The 12,632-nt window shown below is 66.3% G+C and carries 14 protein-coding genes and 1 riboswitch; of the genes, 1 reads left to right on the top strand and 13 read right to left on the bottom strand.

Annotated elements, in window-relative coordinates:
• Nucleotides 1-82: 82 nt before the first annotated feature.
• The 6 genes from ABWP50_RS06635 to ABWP50_RS06610 all read right to left on the bottom strand — a co-directional run bounded on the left by ABWP50_RS06635 (nt 83) and on the right by ABWP50_RS06610 (nt 7,033).
• Complete coding sequence (locus ABWP50_RS06635; protein WP_353217207.1) at nt 83-868, bottom strand: enoyl-CoA hydratase-related protein; 786 nt, start codon at nt 866-868, stop codon at nt 83-85.
• A 12-nt stretch (nt 869-880) separates the two neighbouring features.
• Entirely contained in the window at nt 881-2,455 is a 1,575-nt protein-coding gene (locus ABWP50_RS06630; RefSeq protein ID WP_502951001.1) for a carboxyl transferase domain-containing protein, read from the bottom strand.
• Nucleotides 2,456-2,675: 220 nt separating this feature from the next.
• Entirely contained in the window at nt 2,676-3,383 is a 708-nt protein-coding gene (locus ABWP50_RS06625) for an ABC transporter ATP-binding protein (RefSeq protein ID WP_353217206.1), read from the bottom strand.
• Nucleotides 3,383-4,330: a FecCD family ABC transporter permease gene (locus ABWP50_RS06620; RefSeq protein ID WP_353217205.1), complete on the bottom strand. Its 948-nt coding sequence runs from the start codon at nt 4,328-4,330 to the stop codon at nt 3,383-3,385. Before ABWP50_RS06620 ends, ABWP50_RS06625 begins: the two co-directional genes overlap by 1 nt.
• 22 nt (nt 4,331-4,352) lie before the next feature.
• Nucleotides 4,353-5,117 carry a substrate-binding domain-containing protein gene (locus ABWP50_RS06615; protein ID WP_353217204.1) on the bottom strand — a complete coding sequence of 255 codons (765 nt, stop codon included), beginning with the start codon at nt 5,115-5,117 and terminating at the stop codon, nt 4,353-4,355.
• A gap of 26 nt (nt 5,118-5,143) precedes the next feature.
• Complete coding sequence (locus ABWP50_RS06610; RefSeq protein WP_353217203.1) at nt 5,144-7,033, bottom strand: TonB-dependent receptor plug domain-containing protein; 1,890 nt, start codon at nt 7,031-7,033, stop codon at nt 5,144-5,146.
• 138 nt (nt 7,034-7,171) lie between these two features.
• A riboswitch (cobalamin riboswitch) is annotated at nt 7,172-7,366 on the bottom strand.
• Nucleotides 7,367-7,455: 89 nt separating this feature from the next.
• Here ABWP50_RS06610 and rpmE point away from each other — a divergent pair.
• Nucleotides 7,456-7,686, top strand: coding sequence for a 50S ribosomal protein L31 (gene rpmE / locus ABWP50_RS06605; RefSeq protein WP_353217202.1), 231 nt, complete (start codon nt 7,456-7,458; stop codon nt 7,684-7,686).
• Nucleotides 7,687-7,889: 203 nt separating this feature from the next.
• On the opposite strand, the gene ABWP50_RS06600 is transcribed toward rpmE, so the two are convergent.
• The 7 genes from ABWP50_RS06600 to ABWP50_RS06570 all read right to left on the bottom strand — a co-directional run bounded on the left by ABWP50_RS06600 (nt 7,890) and on the right by ABWP50_RS06570 (nt 12,563).
• Nucleotides 7,890-9,446: an AMP-binding protein gene (locus ABWP50_RS06600; RefSeq protein ID WP_353217201.1), complete on the bottom strand. Its 1,557-nt coding sequence runs from the start codon at nt 9,444-9,446 to the stop codon at nt 7,890-7,892.
• Between the two features lie 96 nt (nt 9,447-9,542).
• Nucleotides 9,543-9,764 (bottom strand): DUF4170 domain-containing protein, encoded by a 222-nt coding sequence (locus ABWP50_RS06595; protein WP_353217200.1) that lies wholly within the window; start codon nt 9,762-9,764, stop codon nt 9,543-9,545.
• Nucleotides 9,765-9,789: 25 nt separating this feature from the next.
• Nucleotides 9,790-10,371 carry a gamma carbonic anhydrase family protein gene (locus ABWP50_RS06590; RefSeq protein ID WP_353217199.1) on the bottom strand — a complete coding sequence of 194 codons (582 nt, stop codon included), beginning with the start codon at nt 10,369-10,371 and terminating at the stop codon, nt 9,790-9,792.
• Nucleotides 10,368-11,036, bottom strand: a complete 669-nt coding sequence (locus ABWP50_RS06585; protein ID WP_353217198.1) for an MlaC/ttg2D family ABC transporter substrate-binding protein — start codon at nt 11,034-11,036, stop codon at nt 10,368-10,370. Before ABWP50_RS06585 ends, ABWP50_RS06590 begins: the two co-directional genes overlap by 4 nt.
• A 36-nt stretch (nt 11,037-11,072) precedes the next feature.
• Entirely contained in the window at nt 11,073-11,573 is a 501-nt protein-coding gene (locus tag ABWP50_RS06580) for a hypothetical protein (protein ID WP_353217197.1), read from the bottom strand.
• Nucleotides 11,566-12,072: a phage holin family protein gene (locus ABWP50_RS06575; RefSeq protein WP_353217196.1), complete on the bottom strand. Its 507-nt coding sequence runs from the start codon at nt 12,070-12,072 to the stop codon at nt 11,566-11,568. Before ABWP50_RS06575 ends, ABWP50_RS06580 begins: the two co-directional genes overlap by 8 nt.
• Nucleotides 12,069-12,563, bottom strand: coding sequence for a hypothetical protein (locus ABWP50_RS06570; protein WP_353217195.1), 495 nt, complete (start codon nt 12,561-12,563; stop codon nt 12,069-12,071). Before ABWP50_RS06570 ends, ABWP50_RS06575 begins: the two co-directional genes overlap by 4 nt.
• Nucleotides 12,564-12,632 lie beyond the last annotated feature (69 nt).

Below are 12,632 nucleotides of genomic sequence, written 5' to 3'. Positions count from 1 at the left end.
GCGTCGGTGGCCGCCAGCACGTCGTCCTTGGGCGCGGCAGCAACCGGCGCCGCCATCACCAAAGCCAGCACCAACAGCGATTTCACTGAGCGATCCATCCGGGCTTCCCCTTGTTCAAGAATGCGTTGATGCCCTCACGGCCTTCCGGGCTGACACGGCGGGCGGCGATACGGCGAGCGGTTTCCTCGCGCAATTCGCATGTGATCTCCGCGCGTGCAAAATCCAGCGCCAGCCGCTTGGCGTCCGCAACCGCGCCCGGCGCGGCATCGGCGATATGGGCCAGCCAATGCGCCACCACCGCCTCAGCCGCGTCAGCATCCTCGGCCACTTCATCAACCAGGCCCATCGCCTGCGCCTGATCGGCGTCGAAGGCTTCGGCCGTCAAAAACCAGCGCCGCGCCCGCGCCCCGATCCGCGCCAGCACAAACGGCGATATCGTCGCCGGAGTCAGGCCCAGCCGCACTTCGGACAAGCGAAACTGCGCGCCCGCCACGGCCACTGCCATGTCACCGCAGGCCACCAGCCCGACCCCGCCGCCGGTGATATGGCCGTGCGCCACCACGATCACCGGCTTGGCGCAGACATTGATCGCGCTCAGCATATCGGAAAGCCGCATCGCGTCGGCGACATTTTCCGCCTCGCTCCAGCCGGCCGCGGCGCGCATCCAGTCAAGGTCCGCCCCGGCCGAAAAGCTCTTGCCCGCCCCGGCCAGCACGATGGCACGCACCTCGGCCACGTCAGACAGCCGGGTGAACGCCTCGGTCAGCGCCGCGATCAGATCGGCATTGAAGGCGTTGTGCCGCTCCGGCCGGTTCAGCGTCAGCCGCGCCGTGCCAGCATCGTCAATCTGTTCGTCAAGCAGAGCCACAATGCCGCTCCATCACATCCGAAACATGCCAAAGCGCGTTTCCGGCACCGGCTGTTGCAGCGACGCCGCCAGCGACAGCGCCACCACGGCGCGCGTGTCTTCCGGTGCGATGATGCCATCGTCCCACAATCGCGCGCTGGCGTGATAGGGGTGGCCTTCGCGGTCATATTGCGCGCGGATCGGCGCCTTGAACGCCTCTTCCTCGGCCGCCGACTTGAAGCCGCCGCCCTTCACCGTCGCCAGCACGCTGGCGGCCTGCTCGCCGCCCATCACGCTGATGCGGGCATTGGGCCACATCCACAGGAAACGCGGTGAATAGGCGCGGCCGCACATGCCATAATTGCCAGCGCCGAAACTGCCGCCGGTGATCACGGTGATCTTGGGCACCGCCGCGCAACTCACCGCCGTCACCAGCTTGGCGCCATGCTTGGCGATGCCTTCGTTTTCAAACCGGCGGCCAACCATGAAGCCGCTGATATTCTGCAGAAACAGCAGCGGGATGCGGCGCTGGCAGGCCAATTCGATGAAATGCGCGCCTTTCTGCGCGGATTCGCTGAACAAGATGCCGTTGTTGGCGATGATGCCCACCTTGTGGCCTTCGATCTCGGCAAAGCCGGTCACCAAAGTTTCGCCGTAACGCGGCTTGAATTCGTGCATCTCCGACCCGTCCACCAGCCGGGCGATGATCTCGCGCACATCCACCGGCACGCGCGTGTCGATCGGCGCCAGCGCGTTCAATTCGGCGGCATCATACAGCGGTGCCCGCGCCGGGCCGGGCAGCACCGCGCGCGCTGCCGGGAAGGTGGCAACGATGCGCCGGGCGATATCAAGCGCGTCCTGGTCATTTTCCGCAAGATGATCGGCCACCCCGGACAGGCGGGTGTGCACATCGCCGCCGCCCAGATCCTCGGCAGTCACTTCCTCGCCGGTCGCGGCCTTCACCAGCGGCGGCCCGCCCAGAAAAATCGTGCCCTGGTTCTTCACGATGATCGATTCGTCCGCCATCGCCGGCACATAAGCGCCGCCAGCGGTGCAACTGCCCAGCACGGCGGCAATCTGCGGGATGCCCGCCGCGCTCATATTGGCCTGATTGAAGAAAATGCGGCCGAAATGCTCGCGGTCCGGAAACACTTCATCCTGGCGCGGCAGATTGGCCCCGCCGGAATCGACCAGATAGATGCACGGCAAGCCATTTTGCGCCGCAATTTCCTGCGCGCGCAGATGCTTCTTCACCGTCAGCGGATAATAGCTGCCGCCCTTCACCGTCGCATCATTGGCCAATATCACGCACAAATGGCCCGAAACTTGGCCGACCCCTGCAATCAGGCCAGCCGCCGGCACATCCTCGCCATAAACATCATGGGCCGCAAACTGCCCGATCTCCAGAAAGCCCGTGTGCGCATCCAGCAGCGCCTCAACCCGCTGGCGCGGCAGCAATTTGCCGCGCGCCAGATGCTTCTCACGCGATGCCAGCGGGCCGCCTTCGGCAATGCGCGCCGCCTTTTCGCGCAAATCGCTGATCAAATCGGCCATGGCAGCAGCCGCGGCGCGGGCAGACGGGGGCAGGGGCGTTCCGATAGCGGGCATGGTGCTGGCATAGCCCGCCCCGCGCCAGTCGCCAAGTGGCGCAGGCGGCTTGTGGGAAATTGGCTCAAGAAGAAAGCGGGCCTCCGGCGGCCAGGGCCTGAGGCCCTGGACCCACTCTTATTGGTGCGGAACTTATGTAACAAAAACAATCACTAAATAAATGGGTGCAGGGGTCACCCCTGCCCGCCGGAGGCTTTCTTCTCTTGTTTTCGCCTTTCTATCAGTCAGCAGCGCGTTCCCAGCCTTGGCCGCCCCCGCCGCGCTGCACGCCGAAATGGCGCGCCAGATGGGCAGCGTTCAGCACCTCGGCTGGCGGGCCATCGGCGACCAATTGCCCGCCAGCGATCAGCAGCAGCCGGTCGCAGCGCGCTGCCAGATCAAGATCGTGCAGTGCCAGCACGACGCCGGCGCCGCGCGCGGCTTGCGCTGCCAGCAGCAGCATGACGTCGATGCGGTGGCCGGGATCGAGATTGGCGATGGGTTCATCCAGCAGCAGCCACGCCGGCTGCGCCACCAGGGCGCGGGCCAGCAGCACGCGGGCGCGTTCGCCGGTGGAGAGTTGATCGACGCTGCGCCCGGCCAATTGGCTGGCATCGCAGGCGGCCAGCGCGGCGGCAACTGCGGCATTATCAAGCAGTGCGCTGGGGCCAAGGCCGAGCGCCACCAGCGCCGCCGCCGTCATCGGCCACACGGCATCCCGGCTGGCCGGCAGCCACGCCAGGGTGCGCGGGTGCGGCTGCACCGGCTGGCCGCCGATCAACACGCGGCCCGGCCCGCGTGACACGCCGGCCAGCGCGCGCAGCAGGCTGGTTTTGCCCGCGCCATTGGGGCCGATCACGCCGGTCATGGTGCCGGGGTGCAGCGCCAGATTGACGGCGGCCAGCATCGGCGGGCGGGCGAGCGCATGCGCTTCCAGGCTGCCAGCCATCACAGGCCCTTGCGGATCAGCCAGAGGAAGAACGGCGCGCCGATCAGCGCGGTGAACACACCCAGTTTCAGATTGAGATCGGCCGGCAGCAAGCGGATGGCGATATCCGCCGCCAGCAGCAGCGCCGCGCCGGCCAGCGCCGCCGGCAATATGGCGCGGCCGGGGCGGTGGCCGACAAATGGCCGCACCAGATGCGGCACCACCAGCCCGACAAAGCCGATATTGCCGGCCACCGCCACGCCGGCGCCTGTAACCAGCGCGATGCCGATCACCACTTGGCGGCGCAGCGCGGGCAGGGCGACGCCCAGGCTGTGCGCCACATCTTCGCCGAGCGTCAGCGCGTCCAGCCCCGGCCCGGCGCGCAGCAGCAGCGCCAAACCGAGCGCGATCAGCGGCGCAGCCAGCAGCAATTGCGGCAGGGTGCGATCGGCCAGGCTGCCCATCAACCAGAACATCAGATCATAAAGCGCAAACGGTGACGGCGCGAGGCTGAGCGCCAGATTGATGGCGACGCCAAACAGGGTGGACACCGCCACGCCGGCCAGCACCAGCCGTGTGGTGCCCCCCGCGCGGCTGCCCGCACCAGCCAGCGCCAGCAAGATGGCCAGCCCACCGCCGGCCCCGGCCAGGCTGCCCATCGCCATGCCCAGCACGCCGCCGCCCAGAAAATAGCCGGCGATCACCGCCCCCAGCGCCGCGCCGCTGGCCGGGCCCAGCACATCGGGCGACGCCAGCGGATTGCGCAGCAGGGCCTGCGCCGCCGCGCCGCCCGCGCCCAGCCCGGCCCCGATCAACAGCGCCAGCCCGGCGCGCGGCAGCCGCAATTCCACAAACAGGGTGCGGGCCAGCGCCGGATCGGTTTGTGCAATCGCCAGCAGATCGACCGGACCAATCGCCAGCGAGGCCAGCAGCAGCGCCGTGCACAGCAAGGCCAGCCGCAGGTTCATGCTGCGAGTGCCGCCCGCAGCGTCACGCTGCCAACGCCAAACGCAGCCGGCGGATTTCAGCCGGCATCGCCGCGCCGCCGCACAGGAAAGCGCGGCCATCGGCGGCGACGCGCCGCGCCTTGATGCGCGCCAGCGCCGGATGCGCGGCCCAGGCCTGCGACCCGGAAAACTGCCCGGGCCGATAGCGGCTGATGATCAGCAATGGCGGCGGATTGGCCAGCAATGTTTCAATGGCAACACTGCCGGATTGCCGCTGCGCCAGCCCGGCCAGCCGCAGCCAGCCGGCGGTAAGCCCCTGCATCGAAGGTGCCAGCCCGCTGCCGCCCAGCATCAGCGCCGGTGTGGCGCGCGCTGGCATCGTGGCGGTCAATGCGGCCTGCTGGCGGGCAAAGTGGGTGCCGGCGGCGGGATTGCCGACCAGACCGGCAATGCGCTGCACCTGCCGCGTCACCTCGGCGGGGCTTTGCGGGTAGGGCAGGGCGATCATCCGCATCCCCAGCCGCGCCGCCAGCGCCATGTCCTGCGGGCTGGCCCCCATCGTCAGCACCAGATCAGGCCGCTGATCAATCACGCCGCCGAGCGCGCCCTGGTTGGTGGCCAGCCCGGCGGCACGGCCCGCGAGCGGGGTTTCGTGATGGCTGGCGCCCAGCCGGCTGATGCTGGCGATTTGCGCGCGGCGCGCGGTGATCAGCAGATATTCGTCGGTGCACAAATTGAGCGAGACGATGCGAGCCGGGATTGGGGCAGCAACCGCGCTGCCGCCCCAACCCGCGAGGGCCACTGCCAATATCGCCAATCGCCCGCGCACTGCCGTTACAGCCGGAACCGCAGGCCGCCGTGGGCGGTGATGCCCGGCCCGCGATAGGCGAACACGTCGATCTGCGCGGCATCGGCGGCATTTTCGACGCGCAATGTCAGGTCCAGCCGCGGGCTGACATGCCAGGCACCGGCCAAGGTGAGCAGCGTGTAGGCCGGCAGCGTCACCGGCACGAAACGCGCAAAATCCGTGTCGCCGCGCGCGCCGGTGATGGCGGCGGCTGCCGACAGATCGAACCTCTGGCCGGTGTAGGCCAGCACCACGCTGCCCGAATGGCGCGGCCGGCGCACTTCGCGCACCGCGGCTGCCCCCGTGGTTTGCTGCTGATCGGAGTCAAGGTAGGTGTAGCTGGCGTTCAGCGACAAATCCTTGGCCAACGCAGCGCGGCCCGACACTTCAATGCCCTGGCGGCGGCTGCGCCCCGTAGCATTGGCCACGCCCGACAGGAAAGTCACCCGGTCAAACGTGCCGATGATCTCATTGGTCAGATTGGCATCGAACAGGGTAATATCGGCGGAATGTTCGCCATTGCTCCAGCCGATGCCGGCCTCCACGCTGCGGCTGCGCTCGGGGATCAGGCCGGGATTGCCGCGAAACGATCCCGGGAAAAAGCCGAACTGATCGAAAAACGTCGGATCGGCAACGCCGGTGCCAAAGGCGGCATGCAGGCGCACCTGGCCGATGGGCACGGCGGCATCGAAACGCACAGTGGTGGCATCCACAAAACGATCATTGGCATCACGGCGCACCGCTGCACCAGCCGAAATACCATTGCTCAGGCTGAAGCGATATTCGCCGATCACGCTGGTCTGGCGGCGGCGCTGGCGCTGGTTGGAGGCGGCAGCGCCATTGGCATCGGTGCTGACAAAGCGTTCGGTTTCCACGTCCACGGCGGCGGTAACGATGTGCGCCGCGCCGGCGGCATCGAATGTCCCGGTGGATTGCAGGCGCAGCAGATCGCGCGTCCCGTCGCTGCGATTCTGAAAGGCATTGGCGCGGCGATTGATATTGTCGGCGCGCACCGCCATGAAGCTGGCGCGGGTGGTCCACTGGCCATCAAACAGCGCCAAAGCCGCCTCGGCGCGCAGCGCCGTCTGCCGGCTGAGTGTGGACAGCGGCTCATCACGCGGCACGCCGGTGGTGAAATTGAAGCCATCGAAATTCGATGTGCTGTCCTGGCGGCGGCCAACCAGCAGCAGCGTCAATTCCGGCGCCACACGCCATTCGATGCGGCCGTGCGCCGTGACATTGTTGTAGCCATCACGGTCGCCATTGCTGCGCGCGATATCATAGCCGGTGGTGGACAGGCCGGACACGTTCCCGCTGATGGTGATGCTGTCATCGGCCCAGCCGCCGCCGACGCCGCCGCGCACCGTGCCGAGATTGCCGGCCTGGACTTCGCCGAAGAGCAAGGTGCCGCGCACGGGCGCGCGGGTGGTGATGCTGATGACGCCGCCGATGGCCTGGCTGCCCCACAGCGCGCTTTGCGGCCCGCGCAGCACTTCGATGCGTTCGACGCCGCCGGCCAGCAGCGTATCAATGCGAAATTCGCCCGAAGAGGCCGGGTCGTTCATCTCGATGCCATCGATGAAGGTGATGCTGTGATTGGCCTCGGCGCCGCGAATGCGCACTTGGGTCTGTGCGCCCAATGGCCCGGTCTGCGCGATGGCGACGCCGGGGACGAGGGCGAGATAATCCTTCACCAGCGGCAGCGACAGGCCTTCGATCTGCGGCTGGGTGATCTGGCTGATGCTGATGCCGGTCTGATCGAGCCGCAGCACGGTGCGGCTGGCCGAAACCGTGATCGGGGCCATGGTTTCGATGAGCACGATGGGCTGGTTGTTGGCGGCGGCCACCTGGCCGGCAAGCAGGATGATCGGCAACACGGGCAGGGTCCTTCGTTCGGCCGCGGCTCAGCCGGGGCACAGGGGGCGACACGAAGCCGCCACAAACGAAAGAGCGGTTGCTCTCCAGTCACACGCGCTGCTGGACCCGGCAGGCATGGGGCAGCCCTTGCCGACGCGATGGTCAGCAAGGGAACGGCAGGTCTCCTGGCTTGCGGCTCATGGCGTAGCGTGCCGCCTTCCCGGTTTCCCAGTGGCTATTGGCACGTTACTGGCCGCTTACAGTTGCGGGCACAGCGCCAGATTTGGGTTTCCCCGTACTGGCTTCCCTATTCTCCTTCCGGTCTGGAAGGCACCGTTCGGCGGCGTGGTTAGGCCTGTTGCAATATGCCGGTCAAGCCGCTATCTGCCGCGTTCATTTTCCAGGCCCGGTCGGAACCGGGCTGCACACAAGGAAACCACCCATGAAATCCGGCATTCACCCAAAGTATCACGCCATCACCGTCAAGATGACCGACGGCAGCACCTACCAGACCCGCACGACGTGGGGCAAGGAAGGCGACACGATGAACCTTGAAATCGATCCGACCAGCCACCCGGCATGGACCGGCGGTTCGGGCCGGATGCTGGATGCCGGCGGCCAGGTGGCACGGTTCAACAAGCGTTTTGCCAGCTTTGGTTTGAAGAAGCAGTAACGCGCAGCGCGGCAGTGACCAGCGCAAAGCGCTGGTCACAGACTCGCGCCAGCCCGGCCGGCGAGCAAAAAAAGGCGGCCCTCAGGCCGCCTTTTCTTTGACTCGTCCGACGACGCGGCTCCGCCGCGCTCTTCCTTCCTATCCTTAGTCACCCCAAACGGACTCGGCGGCTCAGCCGCCGGCCGTACCCGCACGCGCAAACCTCACCCCATCATCGCCTTCGCCGCCACATAATCCGCCTTGCCATTGGCCGCGCGCGGCACTTTTGCGACCACCAGCACCGTCTTGGGCGTCTTGTACCCCGCCAGTTGCAGCCGCACATGCGCGCGCAGTGCCTCGATATCCACCGGCCCTTGCGCCTCGACCACCGCGCTCACCGCGTGGCCCCATTTTTCATCCGGCACGCCAAACACCAGCGCGTCATCAACCGCTGGATGGGTTTTCAGCGCCTCTTCAACCTCTTCCGGGAAAACCTTCTCACCGGCTGTGTTGATGCACTGGCTGCCGCGCCCCAGCAGCGTGTAGCCGCCATCGGCCTCCAGGATCGCCCAGTCGCCGGTGATCGTGTAGCGGGCGCCGCCGATGGTCACGAACGTCGCGGCGCTTTTGGCTTCATCGCGCCAATAGCCGCGTGGAACCAGGCCGCCGCGCGCCATGCGGCCACGTTCCCCGGGCGCCACTGGCTGGTTATGTTCATCGAGCAGCAGCGTGCGTTCATCACCCACAAAGCGCGTGGCCGCGCCGGCATTGTCCTTGGTCTGGACCGCCGCAGCAAAGCCCAGCGCTTCGGACGACCCCAGCGAATCGACGATCATCATTTCAGGCGCATGGCGCAGCAACCCGGCCTTCACTTCGGGGGACCACATGGTGCCGCTTGAGGTCATCGCCCCGACGCTGGCTATGCTGCCATGGCCGGCATCCAGCGCCTTGAGCAGCGGCCGCGCAAAGGCATCACCCACAACCGACACCCGGTCACAGCTGTATCGTTCGCACGTGGCCGCCGCCAGTTCGGCATCAAAACTGTCGCCGGGGATGGTGACGATGGTGCCGCCGCGCGACATCACGCTGAGCGCGGAAAGAAAGCCGGTGCCGTGCATCAACGGCGGCAATACCAGCGCGCAGTAGCGGGCGGTGCGGGCGCGCACCGCATCCAGATAGTCCGCCAGGCTGATATCCGCCGCAAAGCCGATCGCCGCGCCCATCGCCGCCTGCACATCGCCCTGGTTCCACATCACGCCCTTGGGCAGGCCAGTGGTGCCGCCGGTGTAGATGAACAGCATATCGTCATGAACATGGTCTTGGCGGCCAATGCGCGCGCTGCTGCTGGCAACTGTGTCATAATCCTGCGCAAAATCTGCCGTGGTGCCGCCCACTTGCAGGAACAATTTGACGTTCAGCCGGCTGCGAATGCTGGCGACCAGATTGGCAAATTCGGCATCAAACACCAGCACCGCCGCGTCGCTGTTGCTGAGGATGTAGAACAGCTCCTCGCCAGTGTAGCGGTAATTGACGTTGACATGCACCAGCCGCGCCTTGAAGCCGGCAACCGTAGTTTCAAAATAGGCCGGCGAATTGCGCATCAGATGCGCGATGCGGTCTCCGGGCACCGCGCCGGCGGCGTGGCTGGCGGCGGCAATCGCATCGGTATGGGCATCGAAAGCGGCCCACGACGTGACATGATCCGCGTGGATCGTCGCCGGCGCCGCCGGATCGACAGCCGCCATCAGATTGCTGAAAATCTGTCCGTAACTAAGGCTCATTGCCGGCACTCCCCGATCAGCAGACTAGGGAGGACGCGGCGGCGCAGCCAGCGCCCAATTCTATGAGTTATTGGCCCAAAATCACTGGCCCCAGGGTTACTGGCTTGAAGCAGCCGGTTCCAGCAGCTTGTGCAGATGCACCACGACATATTTCATCGTGGCATCGTCCACCGTGCGCTGCGCCGAAGCGCGCCATGCGGCCTCCGCAGCAGCATAATCGGGATAGATGCCGACCACATCGAGATTGGCCGGATCAACGAAATCCATGCCTTGCGGATCGGCCACGCGGCCACCAAAAACGAGATGAAGCTTGCTCATGGCAGCGGCTTACTGCCGGCGCCGATCAGGCGCCAGTGGCGATTGGCGCATACTCGCCCTGCAACCGCTGCATGGTGGCGGCAAACCAGCTTTCAAATTCCGGCCCGGCCCAGGCGCGGTGGTTGCCAGCGGCGTAGCATTCGCCGTTGCGCATGTAGAATTCGGCATTGATGCGGTTGGGCAGGCGATTGTCGCGCGTGCCAATCACCTTGGCCGGCGAACCGACGGCAATGCTGTGCGCCGGCACAATGGTGCGGTCCTTCACATAAGCGTGCTGGCCGATGATTGATCCCGCGCCGATCTGCGCGCCATTGTAGACGGTGGCATTGATGCCGATCAGGCAATGATCGCCGATGCGGCAGCCGTGCAGCGTCGCATGATGGGTCACGCTGGTGTAGGCGCCGACGATCACCGGATTGCCGGGATCGGTGTGGATCATCACGAAATCCTGGATATTGGCGCCTTCGTGGATTTCGACATGGGCCACTTCGGCGCGGATCACCGCGTTGCACCAGATGCTGGCCCGCGGCCCGATGCTGACATGGCCGTAGATCTGCGCGGAGGGGTGCACAAACGCCGTGGGATGAATGTCGATCTGGCTGGTCATTTTGGTCCCGTGTTGACGGCCAGGCTCTTGGCGTTGGCGGTTTTCAGGAACGCCACCAGCGCATCAAAGCCGTTGCGGCCAATATAGCTGGTGAAATCCGCTTCCTGCGTCAAGGCCAGATTGATGCCGGCCACCACGAGATTGTTGACCTGATATTTGCCATTGGTGGATTTTACCTGCCAGATCGTGTCGATCGGCTGCGCGCCGGGGCGGGTGACGCGGGTGTAGACTTCGGTGAAGGCGCCGCGGCCGACGGTGCGCTGCACCTGCACACGGGCATCGGCATAATCATACAGCCGGTCGGCATAGGCATTGAGCACGAATTCCGGAAATGCGGCGCGGTAGGCGGCAATCTGCGCCGGGGTCAGGGCCGGATTCAGGCTGGCGCGCTGGCGGCGGATCAGGCGCATGCCGATATCATCGAGCGCGACATCCTGTTGGAGCAATTCGCGAAACCGGGCGCGGGCAGCGGTGCGGGGTATCGATTTGTCACGCAGCACCGCAAAACCGTCGCCCACCAGCTTTTCCACAAACGGCCGCGCCGCCGGATCGCCGGGGTTGGCGGGCGCAGCGGCGCCCACCTGCGCATGGGCCGGCGACACGCCTATCGCCGTGGCAGCAACCGAAAGGGCAAGGACGGCGGAAAATATATGTGCGTGTTTCATGCAGCAGAGCATCACGGCGCGCAGTTGAACAGAAGCTTAAAGACTGGTCACGCGGCGGGCCAGCGCCCCCAGGCTGCGCCGTTCGGCGTCACTGCTGGGGAACAGCATGGCCAGCGCCGCGCCTGCCGCCAGCCCGGCCAGGATCGCCAGCACCGGATTTTCGCTGACGATATTGCCGCTGCTTTCAGCGAGATCGCCAGAAAGCGCAGCCGCCGGCTGCACGATGCTGTCATCATAATCGGTATAGCCGGTCAGATCATCGCCCAGATCAAGCTCGGCCTTGGACAGGCGGTTGCCGGCAAACAGCGCCAGGCCAACCGCAGCCACAGCGGCGCCGGCCACCACCGGATGCGCCTTGATCACGCCGCCAGCATCGCGCGCCAGCGCCGCGCCGCGGGTTTTCACGATGTCCAGCGCATCATCGATCAGGCGGCCGGGGTTCAACCGCTCAGCCAGATCATCAAACCCGTCCGACAGCCGCGCGCCGGCATCGTCGGCGGCGCGCGCCAGATCTTCGATGGTCGCTTGTTCAGGCATCGCGCGGGTCCTTTGGTTCCTGGTTGTCGCCAGTGTCATTGCCAGTGTCATCGCCAGTGTCATTGGCAGCGTCATCGGCTTCGTTGTCATGCCTGTTACGGCCGGAGAAGCGATCTATTTGCGACTGTAATGTGGCGATGCTGCGCACCGGTGCAAGCGGTGTTTGTGCGGCGCGCGACAAGCCGTGCCAGCCAAGCGCCAGACCCGCGATTGCCGCCACCAGCGCAATGATGGCCATTGCCGCCACCAGGCCGACCACTTGCGCCAGTGCCACCACGCTTGCCGCCAGCAGCAACGTCAATGCGGTCAGCAACAGGCCTGCTGCCGCCACAACCAGCCCCAGCGGCCGCAGCAGATTGCCAACATTGCCCCTGAGCTCGGCAGATGTAAGCGCGGCCAGTGCCTGCAAAAGGGCGAGCAGACCGGCAATCAGCTGGCGCGGCCCAATCCGGGCCGATGCCGGGCCACGAAACGCGCCATTGGGCGGCAAATTGCTCAATCTTGCGCGGCCTTCAAGAACCGCCCGGCCAGAAAGCCGATGGCAATGGCCAGGCCCACGGCGGCGGCCGGCTGCGCCCGCACCAGCGCCCGGCCGCCGTCTACCAGCTCAAGCGCGGATTTTTCGGCCAGCCGATCGGCAATCATGTCGATGGTGCCAGCGGCATCGTCCACCAGCTTGGCAACCGGCGGTGCAGTGTCGCCCAGCAAGCCGGTGAACAGATCGGCCACGGATTTCAGGCCGCGCACCTGGCCAACCAGGCTGTTCCTGGCATCTTCGATCACGGCGACCAGCCGGGCCTGCGCAAAATCGGCGAGCGGGTTCAGCCCGCCAGCGCCGCGCGATGGCAGCGCGCCCCCGGTGCCGGCTGCAACGGCCGCGCTGGTTTGCGCCGCGATACCGCCGCTATCGTCACTATCGTCCCAATCGCTGCTCCAATCGGCAGCATCGATGGGGAGTGCCGCGGTCGCCGGGCCGGTTGGGTTCGTCAAAGCGCGCCTCCTGCTGCGGGGGTGCTTGCGGGCACCCCGAACGGTCTCTATCTGGCTTGTCAAACGCGC

This window comes from Sandarakinorhabdus sp. (assembly GCF_040398645.1).
Classification (GTDB): Bacteria; Pseudomonadota; Alphaproteobacteria; order Sphingomonadales; family Sphingomonadaceae; genus Sandarakinorhabdus.
The sequence above is the reverse complement of the archived record's forward strand: the minus strand, read 5'-3'. Positions and strand labels throughout refer to the sequence as shown.

Bases quoted from the DNA above. Each gene is read 5' to 3' on its own strand.
- ABWP50_RS06630 (WP_502951001.1), bottom strand. From the start codon at position 2,455: ATGCCCGCTATCGGAACGCCCCTGCCCCCGTCTGCCCGCGCCGCGGCT.
- ABWP50_RS06625 (WP_353217206.1), bottom strand. From the start codon at position 3,383: ATGGCTGGCAGCCTGGAAGCGCATGCGCTCGCCCGCCCGCCGATGCTG.
- ABWP50_RS06620 (WP_353217205.1), bottom strand. From the start codon at position 4,330: ATGAACCTGCGGCTGGCCTTGCTGTGCACGGCGCTGCTGCTGGCCTCG.
- rpmE (WP_353217202.1), top strand. From the start codon at position 7,456: ATGAAATCCGGCATTCACCCAAAGTATCACGCCATCACCGTCAAGATG.
- ABWP50_RS06600 (WP_353217201.1), bottom strand. From the start codon at position 9,446: ATGAGCCTTAGTTACGGACAGATTTTCAGCAATCTGATGGCGGCTGTC.
- ABWP50_RS06595 (WP_353217200.1), bottom strand. From the start codon at position 9,764: ATGAGCAAGCTTCATCTCGTTTTTGGTGGCCGCGTGGCCGATCCGCAA.
- ABWP50_RS06590 (WP_353217199.1), bottom strand. From the start codon at position 10,371: ATGACCAGCCAGATCGACATTCATCCCACGGCGTTTGTGCACCCCTCC.
- ABWP50_RS06585 (WP_353217198.1), bottom strand. From the start codon at position 11,036: ATGAAACACGCACATATATTTTCCGCCGTCCTTGCCCTTTCGGTTGCT.
- ABWP50_RS06580 (WP_353217197.1), bottom strand. From the start codon at position 11,573: ATGCCTGAACAAGCGACCATCGAAGATCTGGCGCGCGCCGCCGACGAT.